The 21,755-nt window shown below is 72.0% G+C and carries 17 protein-coding genes; 6 read left to right on the top strand and 11 right to left on the bottom strand.

Annotation, left to right across the window (positions count from 1 at the left end; genetic code table 11):
• Positions 1 to 37: 37 nt before the first annotated feature.
• Both BLV01_RS16600 and gltB read right to left on the bottom strand, forming a co-directional pair.
• Positions 38 to 1,570 (bottom strand): FAD-dependent oxidoreductase, encoded by a 1,533-nt coding sequence (locus BLV01_RS16600; protein ID WP_091802119.1) that lies wholly within the window; start codon positions 1,568 to 1,570, stop codon positions 38 to 40.
• A 184-nt stretch (positions 1,571 to 1,754) separates the two neighbouring features.
• Positions 1,755 to 6,248 (bottom strand): glutamate synthase large subunit, encoded by a 4,494-nt coding sequence (gene gltB / locus BLV01_RS16595; protein WP_091802116.1) that lies wholly within the window; start codon positions 6,246 to 6,248, stop codon positions 1,755 to 1,757.
• A gap of 543 nt (positions 6,249 to 6,791) precedes the next feature.
• On the opposite strand from gltB, the gene BLV01_RS16590 reads away from it, so the two are divergent.
• Positions 6,792 to 8,075 carry a TCR/Tet family MFS transporter gene (locus tag BLV01_RS16590; RefSeq protein WP_091802113.1) on the top strand — a complete coding sequence of 428 codons (1,284 nt, stop codon included), beginning with the start codon at positions 6,792 to 6,794 and terminating at the stop codon, positions 8,073 to 8,075.
• Positions 8,076 to 8,164: 89 nt separating this feature from the next.
• Positions 8,165 to 8,401, top strand: coding sequence for a hypothetical protein (locus BLV01_RS16585; RefSeq protein WP_091802110.1), 237 nt, complete (start codon positions 8,165 to 8,167; stop codon positions 8,399 to 8,401).
• 210 nt (positions 8,402 to 8,611) lie between these two features.
• On the opposite strand, the gene BLV01_RS16580 is transcribed toward BLV01_RS16585, so the two are convergent.
• From BLV01_RS16580 to BLV01_RS16555, 6 genes are all read right to left on the bottom strand, one after another.
• Positions 8,612 to 9,049 (bottom strand): barstar family protein, encoded by a 438-nt coding sequence (locus tag BLV01_RS16580; RefSeq protein ID WP_091802107.1) that lies wholly within the window; start codon positions 9,047 to 9,049, stop codon positions 8,612 to 8,614.
• A complete protein-coding gene (locus BLV01_RS16575; protein WP_091802104.1) occupies positions 9,046 to 9,489 on the bottom strand; it encodes a guanyl-specific ribonuclease in 444 nt (147 codons plus the stop codon). The genes BLV01_RS16580 and BLV01_RS16575 overlap by 4 nt, the downstream gene beginning before the upstream one ends.
• Before the next feature lie 112 nt (positions 9,490 to 9,601).
• Positions 9,602 to 10,006 carry an I78 family peptidase inhibitor gene (locus BLV01_RS16570; RefSeq protein ID WP_175486022.1) on the bottom strand — a complete coding sequence of 135 codons (405 nt, stop codon included), beginning with the start codon at positions 10,004 to 10,006 and terminating at the stop codon, positions 9,602 to 9,604.
• Positions 10,007 to 10,438: 432 nt separating this feature from the next.
• Positions 10,439 to 10,741 carry an I78 family peptidase inhibitor gene (locus BLV01_RS16565; RefSeq protein WP_091802101.1) on the bottom strand — a complete coding sequence of 101 codons (303 nt, stop codon included), beginning with the start codon at positions 10,739 to 10,741 and terminating at the stop codon, positions 10,439 to 10,441.
• Between the two features lie 329 nt (positions 10,742 to 11,070).
• Positions 11,071 to 12,273, bottom strand: coding sequence for a ribonuclease H-like domain-containing protein (locus BLV01_RS16560; protein WP_091802097.1), 1,203 nt, complete (start codon positions 12,271 to 12,273; stop codon positions 11,071 to 11,073).
• The gene (locus BLV01_RS16555) at positions 12,270 to 14,744 is read right to left on the bottom strand and encodes a DEAD/DEAH box helicase (protein ID WP_091802093.1); all 2,475 of its coding nucleotides are present in this window, start codon (positions 14,742 to 14,744) and stop codon (positions 12,270 to 12,272) included. Before BLV01_RS16555 ends, BLV01_RS16560 begins: the two co-directional genes overlap by 4 nt.
• A 284-nt stretch (positions 14,745 to 15,028) precedes the next feature.
• Here BLV01_RS16555 and BLV01_RS16550 point away from each other — a divergent pair, with 284 nt between their 5' ends.
• From BLV01_RS16550 to BLV01_RS16540, 3 genes are all read left to right on the top strand, one after another.
• Positions 15,029 to 16,399, top strand: a complete 1,371-nt coding sequence (locus BLV01_RS16550) for an Hsp70 family protein (protein WP_091802090.1) — start codon at positions 15,029 to 15,031, stop codon at positions 16,397 to 16,399.
• Positions 16,400 to 16,593: 194 nt separating this feature from the next.
• Positions 16,594 to 17,235 (top strand): DUF938 domain-containing protein, encoded by a 642-nt coding sequence (locus tag BLV01_RS16545; RefSeq protein ID WP_091802086.1) that lies wholly within the window; start codon positions 16,594 to 16,596, stop codon positions 17,233 to 17,235.
• A gap of 104 nt (positions 17,236 to 17,339) precedes the next feature.
• Positions 17,340 to 18,764 (top strand): sialidase family protein, encoded by a 1,425-nt coding sequence (locus BLV01_RS16540; RefSeq protein WP_091802083.1) that lies wholly within the window; start codon positions 17,340 to 17,342, stop codon positions 18,762 to 18,764.
• Here the strand turns inward: BLV01_RS16540 and BLV01_RS16535 are convergent.
• Positions 18,674 to 19,288 (bottom strand): YiiX family permuted papain-like enzyme, encoded by a 615-nt coding sequence (locus BLV01_RS16535; RefSeq protein WP_091802082.1) that lies wholly within the window; start codon positions 19,286 to 19,288, stop codon positions 18,674 to 18,676. The genes BLV01_RS16540 and BLV01_RS16535 overlap by 91 nt on opposite strands.
• On the bottom strand, positions 19,285 to 19,824 hold the full coding sequence (locus BLV01_RS16530) for a GNAT family N-acetyltransferase (RefSeq protein WP_091802080.1): 540 nt from the start codon (positions 19,822 to 19,824) through the stop codon (positions 19,285 to 19,287). The genes BLV01_RS16535 and BLV01_RS16530 overlap by 4 nt, the downstream gene beginning before the upstream one ends.
• 137 nt (positions 19,825 to 19,961) lie before the next feature.
• Between BLV01_RS16530 and BLV01_RS16525 the strand changes: the two genes are divergently transcribed.
• Positions 19,962 to 20,777, top strand: coding sequence for a nucleotidyltransferase domain-containing protein (locus tag BLV01_RS16525; RefSeq protein ID WP_091802169.1), 816 nt, complete (start codon positions 19,962 to 19,964; stop codon positions 20,775 to 20,777).
• 135 nt (positions 20,778 to 20,912) lie between these two features.
• Here the strand turns inward: BLV01_RS16525 and BLV01_RS16520 are convergent, their stop codons facing one another.
• Complete coding sequence (locus tag BLV01_RS16520; protein WP_091802077.1) at positions 20,913 to 21,539, bottom strand: thymidine kinase; 627 nt, start codon at positions 21,537 to 21,539, stop codon at positions 20,913 to 20,915.
• Positions 21,540 to 21,755: the final 216 nt, after the last annotated feature.

The following is a 21,755-nucleotide window of genomic DNA, read 5'->3' as shown; positions in this document are numbered from 1 at the left end:
AGGGCGGTGCCGGGACGAAGCGACGACGGCGCTGCGCTCAGCCGGTCCTGGCCAGCGCGGCGTCGCGCGTCGCCGCCAGCGGCGCGCGCTCGCGCAGCAGCGACACGATCCCCGCCGCCGCCTCGCGGCCTTCGAACGCGGCGGTGACCACCAGGTCGGCGCCGCGCACCGCGTCGCCGCCGGCGAACACCTTCGGGTTGGCGGTCTGGTACGGCAGCCCGGCCGCGGCCTTGCGCCGGGTCGCGCAGCTTTCGCTGGTCGCCAGCACCTTGATCCGGCCGTTGTCGGCCAACTCGATGCCCTGCTGCGCCAGCCACGCCGGCGGGTCGGGCTGGAAGCCGAAGGCGATCACCACCACGTCGGCGTCCAGGGTTTCCTCGCTGCCTTCGACGATCTCGGCGCGCTGGCGGCCGCGCGCGTCCGGCGCGCCCAGGCGGGTCTGGGCCACGCGCACGCCGCGTACCGCCTCGCCGTCGCCGAGCAGTTCCAGCGGCTGGCGGTTGAACAGGAACTGCACGCCTTCCTCGCGCGCGTTGGCGACTTCGCGCGCCGAGCCGGGCATGTTGGCCTCGTCGCGGCGGTACACGCAGCTCACCTGCGCCGCGCCGAGCCGCACCGCGCTGCGCACGCAGTCCATGCCGGTGTCGCCGCCGCCGAGCACGATCACCCGCTTGCCGCGCAGGTCGGGCAGTTCGATGTGGTCTTCCCAGCCGGCGATCGGCGCCGAACGCGCGCTGTCGCCTTCGCCGTGCACCAGCCGCCCGTTCTGGACCAGGAACGGCAGCGCCGGCAGCACCTGGCGCAGGTCCTGTCCCGGCAGGCCGCCATCGGTGTAGCGGTACGTGCCCAGGCCCAGGAACACCGCGTCGAATTCGGCGATGAGCGCATCGAAGCCGATGTCGCGGCCGATCTCGACGCCGAGGCGGAACTGCACGCCCATGCCTTCGAGCACTTCGCGGCGCGTGGCCATGACCGACTTTTCCAGCTTGAAGCTGGGGATGCCGAAGTGCAGCAGCCCGCCGATGTGCTCGTAGCGGTCGAACACCACCGCCTGGATGCCGGCGCGGGCGAGGCGGTCGGCGCAGGCGAGCCCGGCCGGGCCGGCGCCGACGATCGCGACGCGATGGCCGCTGGCGGTCACCGCCGACAGGTCGGGCCGCCAGCCGTCGGCGAGCGCGTTGTCGACGATGTACTTCTCCACCGCGCCGATGGTGACCGCGCCGAAACCGTCGTTGAGCGTGCAGCTGCCTTCGCACAGCCGGTCCTGCGGGCACACGCGGCCGCAGACTTCGGGCAGCGGATTGGTCTCGTGGCACAGCGCGGCGGCCTCGTGCAGGCGGCCTTCGCGCGCGAGTTCGAGCCAGTTGGGAATGTAGTTGTGCAGCGGGCAGGCCCAGCCGCAGTAGGGGTTGCCGCAATCCAGGCAACGGCCGGCCTGCTTCTTGGCCTCGACCTCGGCGAAGCGGCCGTACAACTCGCCCCAGTCGCCGTCCAGGCGCAGCTGCAGCGGGATGCGCGAGGGCATCTCGCGCGGGGCGTCGCGGAATTGGAAGACTTGCTTCTTGCTCATGCTTGTTGGACTCGATGGCGTTGTCGACACACGGCGGCGGAGGCGTCGAATACCGGCGACGCAAGCGGTTTTACCGAAGCGGTGCCGCGTTCGCTGGTAATTCGGATCATCGTCGTCGCCTCGGTGGGTGTCGTCGTCGTCCGCGTCGCCGACGCGGTGCGAAGCAAAACGGCCGCGCGCGCCATCACGCCGCGCTCCGCAGGGTTTCGGCCAGCGATTCCAGGCTCGCCGCCTTCGGCTTGACCAGCCAGAACTTGCCCAGGTAGTCGCGCATCTCGTCGAGGATGCGCCGCGCCCAGGCGCTGCCGGTCAGCGCCGCGTGCGTCTCCAGCAGGTCGTGCAGGTGCGAGCGGTGGTGCTCGAAGCCGTCGGCGGAGATGCGCAGGATGTCGATCAGCTCGTGGTTGTAGCGGTCGACGAAATCTCGTTCGACGTCGAGCACGTAGGCCATGCCGCCGGTGAAGCCGGCGCCGAAGTTCAACCCCGTGCGGCCGAGCACCGCGACCACGCCGCCGGTCATGTACTCGCAGCAGTGATCGCCGGCGCCTTCCACGACCGCGGTGGCGCCGGAGTTGCGCACGCCGAAGCGTTCGCCGGCGCGGCCGGCGGCGTAGAGTTCGCCGCCGGTGGCGCCGTACAGGCAGGTGTTGCCGAGGATCGGGGTTTCGTGCGCGGCATAGCGCACGCCCGCGGGCGGACGCAGCACGATGCGGCCGCCGGCCATGCCCTTGCCGACGTAGTCGTTGGCCTCGCCGGTGAGTTCGAACTGCAGCCCGCCGGCCTGGAACGCGCCGAAGCTCTGGCCGGCGGTGCCCTGGAAGCGCAGGGTCAGCGGCGCGTCGTTCATGCCGCGGTCGCCGTGGGCGCGGGCGATGCGTCCGGACAGGCGCGCGCCGATGCTGCGGTCGGTGTTGCGGATCTTGTAGCTGTACTCGCCGCCGGCCTTGTCGGCGATCGCCGCGGCCAGGTCGGTGTCGAGCTGCAGCGCCAGGCCCTCGGGACCGGCCGGCGGCGCCGGCATCCCGCAATGGCCGCCGTGGGCCAGGCCGGAACCGGCCAGCAGCGGCGACAGGTCCAGGCGTTGCTGGCGCACGCTGTCGCCGTCGCGCTGGCGCAGCAGGTCGGTGCGGCCGACGATTTCGCCGAGCGTGCGCACGCCCAGCGCGGCCAGCCAATGGCGCACTTCCTCGGCGAGCAGGCGGAAGAAGTTCTCGACCCGCTCGGGCAGGCCGGTGAAGTGGTCGCGGCGCAGCGCGTTGTCCTGCGTGGCCACGCCGGTGGCGCAGTTGTTGAGGTGGCAGATGCGCAGGTACTTGCAGCCCAGCGCGATCATCGGCGCGGTGCCGAAGCCGAAGCTCTCCGCGCCCAGCAGCGCCGCCTTGACCACGTCCAGGCCGCTCTTGAGCCCGCCGTCGGTCTGCAGGATCACGCGTTCGCGCAGGTCGTTGCCGATCAGCGCCTGGCGCGCCTCGGCCAGGCCCAGCTCCCACGGCGTGCCGGCGTAGCGGATCGACGACAGCGGGCTGGCGCCGGTGCCGCCGTCGTGGCCGGACACGGTGATCAGGTCGGCGCCGGCCTTGGCCACGCCGGTGGCGATGGTGCCCACGCCCGCGTGCGAGACCAGCTTGACCGAGATCAGCGCTTCGGGGTTGACCTGGCGCAAGTCGTGGATCAGCTGCGCCAGGTCCTCGATCGAATAGATGTCGTGGTGCGGCGGCGGCGAGATCAGGCCGATGCCCGGCATCGCATAGCGCAGCCGCGCGATCAGTTCGTTGACCTTGTGCCCCGGCAGCTGGCCGCCTTCGCCGGGCTTGGCGCCCTGGGCGACCTTGATCTGCAGCACTTCGGCGTTGACCAGGTATTCCGGGGTCACGCCGAAGCGGCCGGACGCGATCTGCTTGATCTTCGAGACCTTGTCGCTGCGGTAGCGCGCCGGGTCTTCGCCGCCTTCGCCCGAGTTCGAGCGCCCGCCGAGCCGGTTCATCGCGATCGCCAGCGCCTCGTGCGCTTCCGGCGACAGCGCGCCCAGGCTCATCGCGGCCGAGTCGAAGCGGCGCACGATCGCTTCGACCGGCTCGACGTCGTCGAGCGCGATCGCGCGCGACGGATCGGCTTGGAGTTCCAGCAGGTCGCGCAGCGCCGCGGTCGGGCGCTCGTTGACCGCTTCGGCGTAGTGCTGCCAATCGCTCCACTGCCCGCTGCCGACCGCGCGCTGCAGGCGGGTGACGACGTCGGGATTGAACAGGTGGTACTCGCCGCCGGGCGTGTACTTGAGCAGGCCGCCGATCTCCGGCAGCCGGTTCGGGTTCCAGGCGATGTCGGCCAGGGTTTCGTCGTCGCCCTGCAGCAGTTCGAAGCCGGCGCCGCTGATGCGCGAGGGCGTGCCGGCGAAGCACAGGTCCACGACGTCCCTGTCCAGGCCGATGATCTCGAACAGCTGCGCGCCGCGGTAGCTGCCGATGGTGGCGATGCCCATCTTGGAGATGATCTTGAGCAGGCCCTTCTTGATCGCGCGGCGGTAGCTGCGGCCGATCTGCGCGACCTCGCCGTGCTTGGTGCGCAGGATGCCGCGCGCGCCCAGGTCGTGCAGGGTCTGGTAGGCCAGGTACGGATACACCGCGGTCGCGCCGAAGCCGATCAGGCAGGCGAAGTGGTGCGGGTCGCGCGCGGTGCCGGTCTCGATGATCAGGTTCGCCTCGCAGCGCAGGCCGATCCGCACCAGGTGCTGGTGGATCGCGCCGGTGGCCAGCAGCGCGTGCATCATCAGCGCGTCGCGGCGCGGGCGGCGGTCGCTGACGATCAGCAGCACGATGCCTTCGCGGGTCGCGTCCTCGGCCTCGCGGCACAGCCGCAACAGCGCCGCCTGCAGCCCTTCCTCGGCGGTGTAGTTGAGGTCGATGTAGCGGTGCGACTGGTCGTAGGGCGCCATCGCCAGCAGCTGGCGCAGCTTGCGCTGGGCCAGCACCGGCGAGTTGAGATGGATGTGGCCGACGTTGTTCGGCCCGTCGACGAAGATGTTGCCTTCGCGCCCGATCTGGGTCGCCAGCGACATCACGCAATCCTCGCGCAGCGGGTCGATCGGCGGGTTGGTGACCTGGGCGAAGGCCTGGCGGAAGTGGTCGTACAGCGGCCGCACCTGCTGCGAAAGCACCGCCATCGGCACGTCGTCGCCCATCGAGCCGGTGGCTTCCTGTTCGATCTCGGCCAGCGGGCGCAGCACCTGCTCGCGCTCTTCGCGGGTCAGCTGGAACAGCTTCTGGAAACCGGCCAGGGTCTCGTGGTCGAACGGCTCGGCGGCCAGGTTCGGATCGATCAGCTCGCTGTGCAGGTAGGTCATGCCCTGCTTGAGCCAGCGCTTGTACGGCGCGCGCGCGCGGTTGACCCGGTCGATGGCTTCCGAATCCAGCAGCTCGCCTTGATACAGATCCGCGGCGATCATCTCGCCGGGGCCGAGCTTGCCCTTGGCTTCGATTTCCTCGGCCGGCAGTTCCCACACGCCGGCTTCCGAGGCGATCAGGAAATGGCGGTCGCGCGAGCGCAGCCAGCGCGCCGGGCGCAGGCCGTTGCGGTCGAGCGTGCACGCGGCGTAGCGGCCGTCGCAGGTGACGATGCCGGCCGGGCCGTCCCACGGCTCGGTGTTGAGCGCGTAGTACTCGTAGAACGCGGCGAGGTCGGCGTCCTTGTACTCAAGTGATTGAGTAGCAGGCGGGATCAGGATGCGCATCGCCTTGAGCAGGTCCATGCCGCCGGCCTGCAGCACTTCCAGCATGTTGTCGAGGCTTTGCGAATCCGAGCCGTCGACGCTGACGATGTGCTCGAACTCGCGCAGGTCCAGGTTCGGCGTGCGCCAGGCGTGCGCGCGCGCCTGCGCCCAGGCGCGGTTGCCGGCGATGGTGTTGATCTCGCCGTTGTGGGCGAGCAGGCGGAACGGCTGCGCCAGCGGCCAGCGCGGGGTGGTGTTGGTGGAGAAGCGCTGGTGGAACACCACCGCGCTGGCGGCCAGCTCGGCGCGCTGCAGGTCGGGATACAGCTGCATCAGCCGGTCGGGCAGGACCATGCCCTTGTAGCCGATGCTGGCCGAGGACAGGCTCACCACGTAGAAGTCGCGCTCCTCGTGCAGGCGTTGTTCGGCGCGGCGCCGGGCCAGGAACAGCGAGCGCTGGAACGCGGCCGGATCGAACGGCGCGGCGGCGTCGACGAACACCTGCTCGATCCGCGGCATGGTCTTGCCCGCGAGTTCGCCGCAGGCCTCCAAGTTGGTCGGCACCGCCCGCCAGCCGGTCACCCGCATGCCTTCATTGCGCAGGGTGTCGTTGAGGGTGTCGCGCGCGCGCGCGGCGGCGTCGGCGTCGTGCGGCAGGAACACCAGGCCGGCGGCGAAGTGCGCGCCCGGGCGGATGTTGGCTTCGCGCGCGATCAGGCGCAAGAACGCGTCGGGATGGCGGATCAGCAGGCCGCAGCCGTCGCCGCTGAGGCCGTCGGCGGCGACGCCGCCGCGGTGGGTCATGCGCGACAGCGCTTCCAGGGCGCGGTCGACCAGGGCGCGGCTGGGACGATCGTCGAGCTGCGCGATCAGCCCGAAGCCGCAGCTGTCGCGCTCGTCGCGAGGATCGTAGAGCCCATGCGATTCCGCGCGAGCGGCGTTCGGATGGCTCGGACTTTCTTGCCTGGCTTGCATCGCATCTCCGGGACGAAAGGTGTTCCGTGGATCGCTAGCTCGCTACCGCAGCGCGTTGTGTCGGCTCGTCCTGCCTCGGTCGGGACGCTGCCGCGCGCTGCGCGGCATGGCGTCGGGTTCCGGCGTCGGCTGTGTCCTGGAGTTCGCTTCCTGTGGGGTCCGCAACGCGCGTCGCGTTGGCGACGTCGCTAAAGTCTGGTGGCGTTTCGCGCGGAGACCGTCCACCGCTGGCGAAGACTTTCGTCCGCACCGCAGCGTTGGAAACCGAGCGTGTCCCGACTAAAGCACAAATTGTGCGATGCGGCAATTCGTCTGCGGGCGCGGAAATTCCAAGATTTGCGCGGCGTCGCGCTTGTGAGCGCACGCGCTCACAAGCGATTTCGTAAGTAATTCATCGTCAAGGAAAAATCGTCGATTCGTGACGGCATTAGTAACGTCAGAAACCATCCCGCGATGACATTCGTCCATGGCCGCGCCAGGGCCGCGCGCTAAACTGCGCGACGAGCATCCCACGCACTGTCTCCAGGCCGGCCGCCGAACCCCATGACCTCCGCTTCCGCTCCCGCACCGGGCGCGCGCCGCGCTGCGCTCGTCTTCATCTTCGTCACCGTGCTGATCGACGTGCTGTCGTTCGGCCTGATCATTCCGGTGCTGCCGCACCTGATCGAGAAGTTCGTCGACGGCGACACTGCGCGCGCGGCGTATTGGGTCGGCCTGTTCGGCACCGTGTTCGCGCTGGTGCAGTTCCTGGCCTCGCCGATCCAGGGCAGCCTGTCGGACCGCTACGGCCGGCGCCCGGTGATCCTGCTGTCGTGCCTGGGGCTGGGCCTGGACTTCCTGCTGATGGCGCTCGCCAACAGCCTGCCGCTGCTGCTGATCGGGCGGATCATCTCCGGCATCACCGCGGCCAGCTTCACCACCGCCAACGCGTACATCGCCGACATCACCGCGCCGGAACAGCGCGCCAAGAGCTTCGGCATGATCGGCGCGGCGTTCGGCGTGGGCTTCGTGATCGGGCCGCTGATCGGCGCCTACCTGGGCGAGGTCGACCTGCGCCTGCCGTTCTGGTTCGCCGCGGGGCTGGCGCTGCTGAATTTCTTCTACGGCCTGTTCGTGCTGCCCGAATCGCTGCCGCCGCAGCGGCGCAGCGCGCGCTTGGACTGGGCGCACGCCAATCCGTTCGGCTCGCTGCTGCTGCTCAAGCGCTATCCGCAGGTGTTCGGCCTGGCCGCGGTGGTGTTCGTCGCCAACGTTGCCCACTACGTCTATCCGAGCATCTTCGTGCTGTTCGCCGACTACCAGTACCACTGGGGCCTGCGCGAGGTCGGCTGGACGCTGCTGGTGGTGGGCGTGTTCAACGTCGTCGTCAACGTCGCCCTGATCGGACGCGCGGTGGCGCGCCTGGGCGAACGCCGCACCCTGCTGCTGGGCCTGGCCTGCGGCGTGGTCGGCTTCGTGATCTACGGCTTGGCCGACCACGGCTGGCTGTTCCTGCTCGGCCTGCCGATCAGCGCGCTGTGGGCGATAGCCACGCCGGCGACCCAGGCGCTGCTGACCCGCCAGGTCGACGCCGACGCGCAGGGCCGCATCCAGGGCGCGCTGATGAGCCTGATCGCGCTGGCCGGGGTGGTCGGGCCGGGGCTGTACGCCGGCAGCTTCGGCTACTTCATCGGCCCGCACGCGCCGGTGCACCTGCCGGGCGTGCCGTGGTTCATCGCCGCCGGCCTGCTGGCGCTGGGCTGGTTGATCGCCTGGCGCTATGCGCGGGTGCCGCCGGCGTCGGCCGAGCCGCCCGCCGTGGCCGGCACCGCCGAGGCGGCCGCCTGAACCGCGCCGCTCCCCACCTGACCGATGGCACAGGCCGGCCGGCGGCGCGCGGCGGCATCGTCGCGTTCGGTCCTCCAGGAGAAACCCCGATGCAGATCGTGCCCGCCTTGGCCGTTGCCGTCCTCGCCGCCGCGCTGAGCGCCTGCGGCGGGGTGTCGTATCGCGATACCAACGCCGCGGTCGACGCCCGGCCCGAATGCGCCAGCGGCCCGCTGCGCCCCGGCGAGACGCCGCCGACGTGGTGCGAGCGCAAGGTGCAGACGGAGTGGAAGTCCGACGGCGGCGGCGAGAAGGTCGACTTCAAGAAGAAGGACGACGAGCGCTGAGCGTTCGGGGCGTCGCGTTCGTTGTTGTCGCGGCGATCCGGAACAAGCGCGTCGGGCCTGAAGGCCCTCCCGCCAGAGCGCAGCGCCGGGCCGTAGCGGTGGCCGGGCCCTCGCGCTTGCGGGGCCGGCCGATGCCGCGTCGCTTTTCGGCACTTGTGGGAGGGGCTTGAGCCCCGACGCCTTCCGCTCAGCTCCCCGCGCAACTCCGGGCTACGGCGCCATCTGCGCCAGTTCCGCTTCCGGCAGCGGCAGCAGCGCCCAGAACGGCACCCGCGTCTTGGCCCAGTCCTGCGCGGCGTCGCCGAGGATCTCGACCAGGGTCGCCGCGTCGTCGGCATGGGCGGCCTGCCAGGCGCCGGCGCGCTCGATCAGCAGCAGGTAGCCCGGCGCCGGCCACCACGACAGGTCGTTGACGCTGTCGTCGAGCGCATCCCAGTTGCCGCCGAACCACGCCGGAAAACGCAGGCCCGCGGCGATGCGGGCGAGGGCGTCGTCCTTGTCGCGGCAGCCGGCGAAGTCGACCCGCGCCAGCGCGAAGCCCAGCTCGGTCGCGGCGTCGGCCAGCGCCTGGCCGTCGCGCGCGTCGATGAAGTAGGCGCCGGCCTGGGCCGGATCGGCGAGCAGTTCGCGCGGGTCGGTGGCGCTCATCGCGCGGCTCCTTGGGCGGGGGCTTCGAAGCGGCGGAAGCTGCGGTAGTGATCGTCGCTGTAGTAGTACTGCGACGGCGGATCGCCGCCGGTGACGATGCGGCGCGCGCCGCGATCGCCGGAGCCGGGCGTCTCCACGGTGTACTCGCGGTAATAGCCGCGCGGTTGCGGCGGCAGCCGGCGCTCGCGGTTCTGGAAGGTGCTGCCGTCCTGGCGATGCTCGAACGGGCCGCCGGCGGCGATCCGGCGCAGCACGTCGTGGGCTTCGGCGGGCAGGAAGGCGGGGTAGGCGGACTCGCCGCGCGCGGACGGCGCGGTGCGGGCGCCGTCGGCCACCGCGACCGGGCCGGACACGTCCGCGCTCGGGCGGTGGCCGAACTGGTTCCAGGCCCACAGGCCGATCAAGGCGATAACGGCGATCGGCCACAGATTGCGGCGCATGGCGAGGCTCCCGGGAAAGCCGCGAGTTTAGGCGAGTGGCCCGCGATTCGACATGAGCGGACGCGGCGCTTCGCTTGTGGCCGCAGCGGCGGCGCCCCGACGCGGCGGACGCTCAGCCGCAGCCGACATCGACGACGACGTTGCTCTCGTCCACGCGCACGTTGACGCGGCCGTCGAGGTATTCCTTGGTGATCGCCTGCCCGGGCTTGAGCACACGCACGGTGCGGCCGCCGGCCGCGGTGCGGGCGCGTTCGACCGTGGCGGCGTCGGCGTGCTTGCCGATCGCGCCGGCCTTGGCGGCCTCGGCGTTGCAGCTCGGACGCGGCGGCAGCGGCGCGGGCTGGGCCGGCGCGGCGGGTTCGGCGGGTGTCTGGCCGGCGGCGGCGGATTGTTCGGCGGAGCTGGGCATCTCGGCGGCCGGGCGCGCGCCGGCGCAGGCGCTCATCGCCAGCGGCAGTGCGGCGGCCAGGCACAGGGCGGGAAGAATGCGGCGGGCGGCGACGGTCGGTGCGGACATGGCGGACTCCTTCGCGAGGCGCGCGGGGCGCGCGATCAGGCGAGCCTGCGCCAGGGTGGCTGTGTCGCGAGTTAACGCATCAAGTCGCGTTGGCCGATCCGCGACTGCGCGCACAGCGCGGTGGATTGGCCGGGCAGGGCCTTGGGACCGGCTGCGTTTCGATTAGAGCGAGACGAAACGCAGCCGGTCCCAAGGCCCTGCCTCCTCCGCGGGTTTGCGCCATCGAAGGCGATCGTGGCTTGCGGGCCGATGCCTCAGATGGCGAGCGCCGGTTTGCGATCTTGTGTAACAGCAGCGTCAGGCGCCGCCGCGGGAGGGCCTCAGGGCCCGCTGCGTTTCGATTAGAGCGAGACGAAACGCAGCGGGCCCTGAGGCCCTCCCACCGTGGGCTCGAAGTCTTGGGCGACGAGCCGCGATTTTTGCGGGCGCGGCTCAGCCGCAGCGCAGGCCGGTGATCGCGCCGCGGTCGTTGACGTCGACGTTGATGCGGTCCTGGCGGTAGTCCATGGTCGCGGCCGAACCCGGGGTCAGCACGCGCACGTCGCGGCTGTGGGTCTCGGTGCGGATGCGGTCGACCGTGGCGGCGTCGGGCGAGCGGCCGATGGCCCAGCGCGCGGCCTCGGCGTTGCAGGTCGGGCTGACGTTGGTCGGCGGGATCGGGGTGGCGCAGGCGGACAGGATCAGGCCCAGCGCGGCGACCGGCAGCGCAAGGCGGAGGGAGATCGGAGAGGACATGGCGAGGCTCCTGCGTGAAGCATGGACGGGAGTGCCGCGAGCCTGGGGCCGGCGGCGTGTGCGGCGCATGAAGGCCGGCATCGCGGCAACGGCGCGGCGGCGAAGGCCATGTCTGGCGCGTTGCCGCGATGCGTCGCGACCGTGCCGTCGCTGCGAGGCAGGGCGAGTCTATACAAGCGCGATGAATACTCGTGTATCGATTGTTTACCGCGCGGTCGGCGTCTCGGTCGGGCCGTGCGGGAGAGGCTTCAGTGCCGAGGCTTTCGTTTCCGCCGCGATCGAAAAGCGTCGCGACTGAAGTCCCTCCCACGACAGCGCAACGCGCGGGCTCAGGATTCGGGCAGCGCCGTTTCGGCTTGCGCCTGCGCATACGCCTGCACCAGCCGCTGCATCAGTTCGGCCAGGGTGACCACGTCCTGGTGGTTGTGCGCGGCCACCCGCCGCAGCAGCGCGGACGAGCCGCCGCGCAGGAACTGCAGCCACGCCGCTGGCGCTTGCGAACCGGGCAGGTCGTCCTCGCGCAGGATCCGCAGCAGTTCGCGTTCCAGGGTCGCGAGCTTGCAGTTCTCCCACACGCCGCGGTACAGCCGCCGCGCCGGGAACAACAGGTCGACGTGATCCAGCCCGCTCAGCGGATTGGCGATGCGCGCCAGGCGATAGCGGGTGTTGAGCAGCGGGGCGTCGTAGCAGCGGCCGTTGTAGCTCGACAGCACCGTGTCCGGCGCCAGCCAGCGCGCGAACTCGCGCAACATCGCGGCTTCGGCCGAGAGCGTGGAGATCATCAGCTGGCGGATGCGCAGGCCGTCGCCGAGCACGGGATCGTCGTGCCAGTCGGCCGCGCCGATCATGAAGGCGCGGGTGCCGGTGCCGCCGGCCAGGCCGGTGGTCTCGGTGTCGAAGAACAGCAGCCGGCGCGGGTCGAGGCGGTCGTCGGGACGCTTGGCGAAGGCCAGCGACAGCGCCTCGCGCGGGCCGGGCAGGGGCAGGTGGGACTGGATCAAGTGCAGGCCGGGGGCGATTTCTTCGCCGGGCAGGCTGCGGTCGGCCGTCACCGCGCCCAGGCCGTGCGCGGGCGCGGCGTCGCGTGCGGTCGCGCGCGGCCGCGCCGCCGGATTGCGTTCGAGCGTCTGTGCGGCGCCGGCCGCGGCCGCGTTCGACGCGCCCGGATTCGCCGGCTTGCGTTCGCGCAATGCGATCAGGCGGCGCAGCGCGTCGAGGTCGGTGCGTTGCGGGCGGCTCGGTACGAGGCCGTCGGGGCCGAAAACGCCGTCGGCGCCGAGGACGCTGGAGGCGGCGTCGGCCGCAGCGTTGGCTGGGCCTGTCGCCGGCGAGACGGCGCCGACGACGATGGCCGGCGCGATCGCCGTCGGCGCGACAGCCGTCGTCGTCGCGGCCGCGGCTGGATAGGCGCGGCGCCGGTCGGCAATCGCCGCGCCCGCGTCGCGTCCCGCCGCCGGATCGTCCCGGGCCGGCGCATCGCTGCGCCCGGCTTGCCGTTGCAGCGCGCGCAGCCTGGCCAGGTCCAGGCTCATGCCTCGGCGTCCTCGAGCAGGCGCAGCACCTGCAAGGCCAGCGTGCGCGGCGTGGCGCCGACGCCGTCCTCGTCGCTGGCCAGGATCGGGCCGACGCAGGCCGGGCAGCCGGCGCGGCAGTCGCAGCCTTGCACCAGTTCGCGCGCCCGCGTCACCAGCTCGGCCTGGCGCAGCCACAGCGGTTCGCTCAGGCCGACGCCGCCGGGGAAATTGTCGTACAGGTACACCGTCGGCACGAACTGCTGCACTTCGCCGACCAGCGCCAGCGCCGCGCCGCCTTCGCCGCCGCCGTCGCCCGCGCGGATCTGCCCGCGCCCGTCCTTGTCCTGGGTCGCGAACCAGGCGCCGTCGCCGTTGCCGACCGACTTCTGCAGGTCGCGCGCGTCGGCCATCACCGCCACCGTGGCGACGATGTGCAGCGCGTGCGCGGCGCCGAGGAAACCGTCGAGCGCGTCCTGGCGCGAGTCGAAGCGCGACAGCAGCACGCCTTGCGGCAGCTGCCACCACAGCGCGGTGGTGTGCAGCTCCTGATCGGGCAGGTTGACCGGGCCGTAGCCGATGCTTTCGTGGGTGTAATAGCGGATCTTCTTGTAGCCGGCCACGCGCCGGACCACGTGCACTTCGCCGTGGTGGCTGTCGCCGCGGCCGGCGTCGCCGCCGTCGAAGCGTTCGAGCACCTTGAGCTTGGTGTAGTCGATCGAGTCGGTGTAGTAGTCGACGTGGGTGCGGGTGACGTAGGCCTTGCGGCCGTCCCAGTCCAGCCGCTCGACCTGGTACGGCACCGACTGGATCATGTGGATCGCGCCTTCGTACAGGGTCAGCGCCGCGGCCGAGTAATCGACCTCGGCGATGATGGCCTGGCGCCCGTCGCTGCGGTCGACCACGACGAAGTTGCCGTCGGCGACCGAGCGCAGGCTGACCGCGTTGGCCGGATAGCTGTCGGCGATCCACTCCCAGCGCTCGCCCTCGCGGTGGACCACGCCGGTCTCGGCCAGCGCTTCCAGGAACACCTCCGGATCGACCGGACCGAACGGCTCGCCCTGCTGGAACGGCAGCTCGAACGCGGCGCAGCGGATGTGGTCGAACAGGATCAGCGGCTGGTCGGGGGCGATGCGCGCGTGTTCGGGCGAAGCGTCGGCGAAGAAGTCCGGATGGCGCACGACGTACTGGTCCAGCGGCTGTGAGCTGGCGACCATCACCCCCAGCGAGGGCTGCTGGCGGCGGCCGGCGCGGCCGAAGCGCTGCCAGGTCGCGGCGACCGAGCCGGGATAGCCGTTGAGCACGACCACGTCGAGGCTGCCGATGTCCACGCCCAGCTCCAGCGCCGAGGTCGCGACGATGCCGTCGATGCGGCCGTCGCGCATCGCCCGCTCGGCCTCGCGCCGCTCCGTGGGCAGATAGCCGCCGCGGTAGGCGCGGATGCGCGCGGGCTTGCGCGGGTCGGAATCGAATACGTCCTTGAGGTACTTGGTCAGCACCTCGACCATCAGGCGCGTCTGCGCGAACACCAGGGTCTTGAGCCCGGCCTTGATCGCGATGCGGGCGATGCGGTTGCTCTGCGAACGCGCCGAGGCGCGCAGGCCGAGATCGGCGTTGATCACCGGCGGGTTCCACAGCAGCACGTGTTTGTCGCCGGTCGGCGCGCCGGAGTCGAGGATCGCGCGCACGGGTTGCTCGATCAGCGCCTCGGCGTGCGCCTGCGGGTTGCCGATGGTGGCCGAGCACAGGATGAACTGCGGGCGCACGCCGTAGAACGCGCAGATGCGCTTGAGCCGGCGCAGCACCCCGGCGACGTGGCTGCCGAACACGCCGCGGTAGGTGTGGACCTCGTCGATCACCACATAGCGCAGGTTCTCGAAGAACTGCGCCCACTTGGTGTGATGCGGCAGGATCGCCTGGTGCAGCATGTCCGGGTTGGACACGACGATGTCGCCGTGCAGGCGGATCGCCTGGCGCGCATCGCCGGGGGTGTCGCCGTCGAAGGTGAAGGCTTTCACGCCCAGGTCGCCGGCGCGGTTGAGCTCCAGCAGCTCGGCCACCTGGTCCTGGGCCAGCGCCTTGGTCGGGAACAGGTACAGCGCCTTGGCCCCGCAGGTCATCGCCGCGCTGACCACCGGCAGGGTGTAGCACAGCGACTTGCCCGAAGCGGTGGGGGTGACCACGGCGACGTGCTCGCCGGCCTGCGCCGCCTGCCAGGCTTGCGCCTGGTGGCTGTAGAGCCGGTCGATCCCGCGCGCGCGCAGCGCCTGCTTGAGCGGTTCGGGCAGGTCGTCGGGCAGCGGCGCGTAGCGGCCTTCGCGGCCCGGAATCGTGAAGTGCCCGGTGATGCGGCTGCGGTAGCGGCGCTGTAGGCGCTCGGCCAGGGCGGCGCCGTGGCGCGCCGGCAGCGGCGCGTCCTCGCCCTCGGGCTTGCGCGCGTTGGGGTGGGCGGGGACGAGGTCGTGGTGCGCGGGATCGATGAGGGCGGACATGGCGGGCTTGGTCGGAAGCGTGAGCGCGGGCGGGTGCAGTCTCGTTGTACGCGACCGGGGTCTCAGCGTGTGAGACGGCGGCGTGGCGGGCGCAGCGACTTTGCCGCTTGTGGCGGCGAGTTTTTGTGCGAGGGCCTTCAGGCCCGACGCTTTTCTGTCAGGTCGCCGCGACACGAGCGAAAGCGTCGGGCCCGAAGGCCCTCCCACAAAAGCGGAACCCTGCGGTTCACTCATGCCCCGGCCGCAGCCTGTATCCTTGCGCGCCGCGAATTCCAGGCCTTCCCATGAAGATCGGCATCGACTTCGGCACCAGCTATTCGGCCGCCGCCGCCGTCATCGACGGCCAGGTCCGCACCGTGCGCTTCGGCGAGGAGCGCCAATTCCGCACCACGGTGTATTTCCCCGAGGCCGTGCCCGACCTCGACAAGTTCGAACTCGACGACGCGATGGAGGCGGACGTCGAGGCGCTGGTGCGCAGCGCGCGCGCCGAGCAGAACCGCAACCCCGGCCAGGCCCGGCGCAGCGACCTCGAACTGCGCCGCGACGCGGTGCGCGCGGTGCGCCGGCAATGGCTGGAGCGGCAGGTGCGCGAGGCGCGCGCTTCGGCCGCGTCGCTGCAGAACGCGGTGTACGGCGAGGAAGCGGTCGAGGCCTACCTGATCGAAGGCTTCGGCAACCTGGTGCAATCGCCCAAGTCGATGCTCGGCTACCAGCTGGCGCCGCACGTGCGCCAGACCATCGTCGGCATCGCCGGCTACATCCTCGAACACATCCGCCTCAACGCCAGCCAGCAGTTCGGCGCCAACGTGCGCGCGGCGGTGCTCGGCCGGCCGGTGCAGTTCCGCAGCTCGATGGGCGCGGCCGGCGGCGACCAGGCGCTGGAGATCCTGCGCGAGGCCGCGGCCGGCGCCGGCTTCGACGAAGTCGACTTCCTCGAAGAACCGGTGGCCGCCGCGCTCGGCCACCATGCCCAAAGCGCGCAGCGCCACCGCGCGCTGGTGGTCGACATCGGCGGCGGCACCAGCGACATCACCCTGGCCGAAGTCGGCGGCGCGCAGCCGCCGCAGGTGCTGGGCTCGTGGGGCATCGCCCGCGGCGGCGTCGACGTCGACCTGGCGCTGAGCCTGTCGCGGTTCATGCCGCTGTTCGGCAAGGGCGCCACGCGCGTGCCGGCGCACCATTTCGTCGAAGCCGCGACCGTGCACGACGTGATCCGCCAACGCGACTTCCAGCGCCGCGACGCCTACCGCGACGTGCCCGATCCGTTCGGCCCGCGCCTGATCGCGCTGCAGGACACCGGCAACACCACCCGCCTGAGCCGCGCGGTGGAGGCGGCCAAGGTCGAGCTGAGCTCGCGCGAACGCAACCGCGCCGCGCTGGACTACATCGAGACTGGACTGTTCCAGGAAGTGCTGGCGCCGGACCTGAGCGCGGCGGCCGAAGGCTTCCTGGGCTTTTTGACCGAACTGCTCGGCGAGGTATCGGCGCAGATCGACGCGCCGCCGCAGGTGGTGTTCCTCACCGGCGGTATGTCGCGCGCGCCGTACGTGCGCGAAGCGGTGCAGCGCTGCTTCCCGCAGGCGCAGCTGGTCGCCGGCGATCCGTCGCTGGGGGTGGTATCGGGGCTGGCGTTCGCGGCGCGGGGCGAGGGCTGAGCGCGCAGCGGCCTTGGTGGTGAATCGAGCGCCTGCGACCTGATCGAAAGGCGTCGGGCCTGAAGGCCCTCCCACAACGGCGAACCACGCATGCGTTTGTGGGAGGGCCTTCAGGCCCGACGCTTTCCGCCCGGATCGCCGCGAACCGCGCCCGGTCCTGCTAGCGTGAGCGCTCCGCCGCCTTCCCCACCCCAATGACCGACCGCCCGTACTCGCCCTCCTGCGACCGCAACCGCGACCCCATCCTCGCGGTCCTGCGCGAACGCTTCGCCGAGCGCCGCGAGGTGCTGGAAATCGGCAGCGGCACCGGCCAGCACGCGGTGCATTTCGCCGCGGCGATGCCGTGGCTGCGCTGGCAGTGCTCCGACGCGGCCGCGTATCTGCCGGGCATCCGCGCCTGGCTCGACGCGGCGGCATTGCCGAACGCGCCGCCGCCGCTGGAGCTGCAGGCGGTCGTCGAGCCCGCGCCGGGCTTCGCCCCCGCGCCGCCGCTGCCGCACGGCCGCGACGGCGGCACGCGCGGTTTCGACGCCGCGTTCAGCGCCAACACCCTGCACATCATGGGTTGGCCGCAGGTCGAGGCGTTCTTCGCCGGGCTGGCGACGGTGCTGGCCGAGCGCGCCAGCGTGGTCGTGTACGGGCCGTTCAACTACGAAGGCCGCTACACCAGCGACAGCAACCGCGAGTTCGACGCGTGGCTGAAGGCGCGCGACCCGGTCTCGGGCATCCGCGATTTCGAAGCGGTCGATGCGCTTGCCGCCGCCATCGGCCTGCGCCTGGACGAGGACATCGCGATGCCCGCCAACAACCGCTGCCTGGTCTGGCGCCGCGACTGAACTGCGAGGTAGGCCACACGCGCCGCGGCTGCGACGCGGCGGCGCTTGACCGCGGCGGTGGCGCAGTCCGCACAATGACCCCGGTTCCGAACCGGCCCTGGCCCATGCATCCGTCGCTTCCGTCCGCGCTGTCGTGCGCGCTCGTCCTGGCCGTGGCGGCCTGCCAGCCGGCCGCGCCGCCGCCCGCGGCGGCGGTCCAGGGCGGGGCCGCCGTGGCTCCAGTTCCGCCGGCGCCGGCGCCGCAATGGCGCGTGTCCGACTGGCCGCTGCCGGCCGCCGGCGCGGCTGCGCAGCCGGATCTGATCGCCGCGCCCGACGGCGGCTGGCTGCTGTCGTGGATCGAGCCCGGCGAACGCGGCGGGCATGCGCTCAAGTTCGCCCGCGCCGGCCGCGACGGCGCCTGGGGCGCGACCCGCACCATCGCCCAGGGCCGCGACTGGTTCGTCAACTGGGCCGACACCCCGCATATCGCGCTGGCCGCCGACGGCGCGCTGTGGGCGCACTGGCTGCGCAAGTCGGCGCCGGCGACCTACGCCTACGACGTGGCCTTGAGCCGTTCGGCCGATGGCGGCGCCAGCTGGTCCGATCCGATCGAGGTCAACGACGACGGCACCGCGACCGAGCACGGCTTCGTATCGCTGTGGCCCGACGGCGCCGACGGCATCGGCGTGGCCTGGCTCGACGGCCGCCGCACCGGCGGCGGCGAAGGCCACGATGCCGCCGGCCATGCCGGCCATGCCGGCCATGCCGGCCATGCCGGCCATGCCGGCCACCGCGGCGCGATGACCCTGCGCGCCGCGCGTTTCGACGCGCGCCTGCGACGCTCGCTCGACACCGAACTCGACCCGATGACCTGCGACTGCTGCCAGACCGATGCCGCGCTCACCGCGCGCGGCCCGCTGCTGGTCTATCGCGACCGCGACGCGCAGGACATCCGCGACATCGCCGCGACCCGCCGCGAGGCCGGCGGCTGGACCGCGCCGCGGCACGTCTACGCCGACCGCTGGACCATGCCGGCCTGCCCGGTCAACGGCCCGTCGGTGGCGGCGCAAGGCGAGGACGCGATCGTCGCCTGGTACACCGCCGCCGGCGGCGAATCCAAGGTCCAGGTGGCGCGCAGCCGCGACGCGGGCGCTAGCTTCGGCGCGCCGGTCGTGCTCGACCGCGGCGAGCCGGTGCAGGGCCGGGTCGAGGCCGCGCTCGGCGCCGACGCCGCCTGGGTGCTGTGGCTGCGCGAGGACCGGCAAGACGGCCAGACGCTGTGGTTGGCGCGGCTGGCGCCGGACCTGTCGCGCGAACTGCAGCGGTTGCGGGTGGCGCGGCTGCAGGGCCGCGGCCGCGGCACCGGCTTCGCCCAACTGGCGGTCGGCGACGGCGCGGTCTACGTGGTCTGGACCGAACTGGCCGGCGGCGCCGCGCGCCTGCGCGGCGCCCGGCTTCAGCCCGAGGCCACCGTCTCCAGCAACGGCGAGTCGAACATCGACGCCGGCGAGACCACCGGCTCGTCCAGCGGCACCCGCGCGCCGTAGCGCTCGCGCAGCTTGGCCCGCACCGCCGGGTCGTCGAGTTCGAACTCGCGCAAGCGCTGCAAGCGGCCGATGCGCACGCCCATGGCGCGGTCGTAGAGCTTGTAGACCAGCTCGCTGCAGTAGATGCGCTGGTCCGACCAACCGAAGGCGAGGTCGTAATGTTTGCCGAGCAGCCGCTCGGCCTGCGCGCGCAGGCGCCGCACCTGTGCGGCGTCCGGCGGCGCGCGCAGGCGCTTGGCGACGTAGTGCCCGCCCTGGCCGCGCGCGATCCAGTCGGCGAGCGGCGTATAGCGCACCGGTTCCACCGCCTCGAACACATAGGCCCGGCCGCCGCGGTGCAGGACCACGCCCATATGGCTGTAGCGCGAGCCGGTCGCGCGCTGGATCGCCAGGCTCTGGGCCGAGCGCGAGGCGTGGAAGATCACGTCTCCGTCGCGCAGCGCCGGCGGCGCGGCGCGCGCGCAGGCCGCGCACGCAGCGAGCGCGGCGGACAAGGCCAGGCCGCGGGCGAGGGCGCCGATCATGCCGGCGCGGCGTCCGCGCCCGCGGCGACTTCGGCGGTCGCGTACAGGCGCACGTCGCGGTTCTCGGTGCCGTGCCGGATCGTGCCCTGCGCCTGCATGCCCAGGCGTTCGAGCACCTTGATCGAAGCGGCGTTGTCGGGATTGACGATCGCCAGCACCCGCGGCAGCGCCAGCGCCTCGCGGGCGTGGCGCAGCACCGCCTCGCCGGCCTCGACCGCATAGCCGCGCTGCCAGTGGCGCTGCAGGAAGGCGTAGCCCAGGTCGGGGTCGGGCAGGGTATCGCGGCGCAGCAGGCCGCAGATGCCGATGGGTTCGCCGCCGTCGCGCAGTTCCACCCGCCACAGGCCGAAGCCGTGGCGCGCGTAGCTGGCGGCGGGGCCGTCGTGGATGTAGCGCAGCGCGCCGTCGCGGTCGCGCACGCCGCGGTCGCCGATGCCGCCGAGGAAACCCGGCTCGTTGAGCAGTTCGAGGATGAAGCCGGCGTCGCCGTCGGCGAGCTCGCGCAGGGTCAGGCGGTCGGTGTGGATCGTCGGCATGGGCGGCGGCGCGCGGAAGGGTCGGGCAACGATACGACAGTGGCGGGGCCGGGTGAGGCGAGGATGAAGCCGCGCCGCGGCTACACTGGCCGGCCGTTGCCGCCGCCGTCCGCATCGCCATGGCCGAACCCGACCGCCTGCACGAGATCCACCCCATCGCCGAGGACAAGCGCCGCGCCGTGCTCGACGCGCTGGCGGCGATCGAGCGCGAGCACGACGTGCGCGTGCTCTACGCCTGCGAATCGGGCAGCCGCGGCTGGGGCTTTTCCTCGCCCGACAGCGACTACGACGCGCGCTTCGTCTACGTGCACCGGCAGCCGTGGTACCTGACCGTCAACGAACGCACCGGCCCGGGCGAGCCGCAGCGCGACGTGATCGAGCTGCCGATCGAAACCGACCTCGACGTCGCCGGCTGGGACCTGCGCAAGGCCTTGCGGCTGGTGTCCAAGTCCAACCCGACGCTGCTGGAGTGGTTGCGCTCGCCGGTGGTCTACCGCGAGGACGCGGCGATGAGCGCGGGGTTGCGCCGGTTGGCGGAAACGTTCTATTCGCCGGTGGCGACCTGGCACCACTACCTGAGTATGGCCCGGGGCAACTTCCGCGGCTACCTGCGCGGCGAGCAGGTGCGGACCAAGAAATACCTGTACGTGCTGCGGCCGGTGCTGGCCTGCCGCTGGATCGAATGCGGGCACGGCGCGCCGCCGATGGAGTTCGAACGGTTGCTGGAGCGCATCGTGCCGCACGGGCCGGTGCGCGAAGCGGTCGACGCCCTGCTGGTACGCAAGCGCCGCAGCGCCGAGATCGAGGCCGGGCCGCGGATCGCCGCGATCAGCGACTACCTGGAGGCCGAACTGGAGCGGATGCAGGCGCAGCCGCCGCAACTGGCGCCGGGGCACGGTTGCGGCGAGGAACTGGACGAATTCTTCCGCGCGGCGTTGCGGCAGGCAGGGTGATTGCGGGGAGCGGATCCGTTGTGGGAGGGCCTTCAGGCCCGACGCCCTTGTCCCAGTCCGCGACGGCCCGACCGAAAATCATCGGGCCTGAAGGCCCCGCCACAGAAGGCCTTCCCACGACCGCGCGACCGGCGCTCAGTTCGACAACGGCAACGGTTGCTGCAGCGGTTCGATCGTGCCTTCCCCGCGCATGACCTTCTTGTATTCCTTGCGCGAGACCGAGATGTAGCGGTCGTTGCCGCCGATCTCCACCTGCGGGCCGTCGAGCACGGCGCGGCCGGCCTCGTCCACGCGCACGTTCATGGTCGCCTTCTTGCCGCTGTGGCAGATGGTCTTGATCTCGCTGATCTCGTCCGCCCACGCCAGCAGGTACTGGCTGCCTTCGAACAGTTCGCCGCGGAAATCGGTGCGCAGGCCGTAGCACAGCACCGGGATGCGCAGCGCGTCGACCACCTCGCTGAGCTGCCAGACCTGGGCGCGGCTGAGGAACTGCGATTCGTCGACCAGCACGCAGTGCAGCGCGCCGCGCGCGGCGATGTCGGCGCGGATCAACGCCTCCAGGTCCTGGTCGCGTTCGAACGCCACGCCCTCGGAGCGCAGGCCGATGCGCGAGGCGACCACGCCGGTGCCGGCGCGGTCGTCCAGGCGCGGGGTCAGGATCGCGGTGCGCATGCCGCGCTCGCGGTAGTTGTGCGCCGACTGCAGCAGCGTCGTGGTCTTGCCGGCGTTCATCGCCGAATAGTAGAAATAGAGCTTGGCCATGCGCGCAGTGTAGGCCGCGCGGCGGCGCGGCTACAGACTTGACGCGGCGGGCCGGCGCGCTGCGGGGCGCGTACGGGCGCCGGTGCGGCCGCGCCTGCGCGTTCGGCGCGACGCGGCGCCGAGGCGGGTCCGGCGTCGCCCGTCCGCGATGGATGCCGCGTCCGGCGCCCGTAGCGTCTCAAGCGGCAGCGCGCCGTCGGCCGAGCCGCCGCCGCT

Origin of the sequence: Lysobacter sp. yr284 (assembly GCF_900107375.1) — a bacterium.
In the GTDB taxonomy this organism is placed as follows: Bacteria; Pseudomonadota; Gammaproteobacteria; order Xanthomonadales; family Xanthomonadaceae; genus Lysobacter.
Note: the sequence above shows the minus strand (reverse complement) of the source record. Positions and strands in the feature narration are given on the sequence as shown.

Excerpts from the sequence above, each read along its gene's own strand:
- BLV01_RS16540 (WP_091802083.1), top strand. The coding sequence starts at position 17,340 with ATGCATCCGTCGCTTCCGTCCGCGCTGTCGTGCGCGCTCGTCCTGGCC.
- BLV01_RS16555 (WP_091802093.1), bottom strand. The coding sequence starts at position 14,744 with ATGTCCGCCCTCATCGATCCCGCGCACCACGACCTCGTCCCCGCCCAC.
- BLV01_RS16600 (WP_091802119.1), bottom strand. The coding sequence starts at position 1,570 with ATGAGCAAGAAGCAAGTCTTCCAATTCCGCGACGCCCCGCGCGAGATG.
- BLV01_RS16545 (WP_091802086.1), top strand. The coding sequence starts at position 16,594 with ATGACCGACCGCCCGTACTCGCCCTCCTGCGACCGCAACCGCGACCCC.
- BLV01_RS16550 (WP_091802090.1), top strand. The coding sequence starts at position 15,029 with ATGAAGATCGGCATCGACTTCGGCACCAGCTATTCGGCCGCCGCCGCC.
- BLV01_RS16570 (WP_175486022.1), bottom strand. The coding sequence starts at position 10,006 with ATGTCCGCACCGACCGTCGCCGCCCGCCGCATTCTTCCCGCCCTGTGC.
- gltB (WP_091802116.1), bottom strand. The coding sequence starts at position 6,248 with ATGCAAGCCAGGCAAGAAAGTCCGAGCCATCCGAACGCCGCTCGCGCG.
- BLV01_RS16530 (WP_091802080.1), bottom strand. The coding sequence starts at position 19,824 with ATGCCGACGATCCACACCGACCGCCTGACCCTGCGCGAGCTCGCCGAC.
- BLV01_RS16565 (WP_091802101.1), bottom strand. The coding sequence starts at position 10,741 with ATGTCCTCTCCGATCTCCCTCCGCCTTGCGCTGCCGGTCGCCGCGCTG.
- BLV01_RS16580 (WP_091802107.1), bottom strand. The coding sequence starts at position 9,049 with ATGAGCGCCACCGACCCGCGCGAACTGCTCGCCGATCCGGCCCAGGCC.
- BLV01_RS16535 (WP_091802082.1), bottom strand. The coding sequence starts at position 19,288 with ATGATCGGCGCCCTCGCCCGCGGCCTGGCCTTGTCCGCCGCGCTCGCT.
- BLV01_RS16520 (WP_091802077.1), bottom strand. The coding sequence starts at position 21,539 with ATGGCCAAGCTCTATTTCTACTATTCGGCGATGAACGCCGGCAAGACC.
- BLV01_RS16575 (WP_091802104.1), bottom strand. The coding sequence starts at position 9,489 with ATGCGCCGCAATCTGTGGCCGATCGCCGTTATCGCCTTGATCGGCCTG.
- BLV01_RS16560 (WP_091802097.1), bottom strand. The coding sequence starts at position 12,273 with ATGAGCCTGGACCTGGCCAGGCTGCGCGCGCTGCAACGGCAAGCCGGG.
- BLV01_RS16585 (WP_091802110.1), top strand. The coding sequence starts at position 8,165 with ATGCAGATCGTGCCCGCCTTGGCCGTTGCCGTCCTCGCCGCCGCGCTG.
- BLV01_RS16590 (WP_091802113.1), top strand. The coding sequence starts at position 6,792 with ATGACCTCCGCTTCCGCTCCCGCACCGGGCGCGCGCCGCGCTGCGCTC.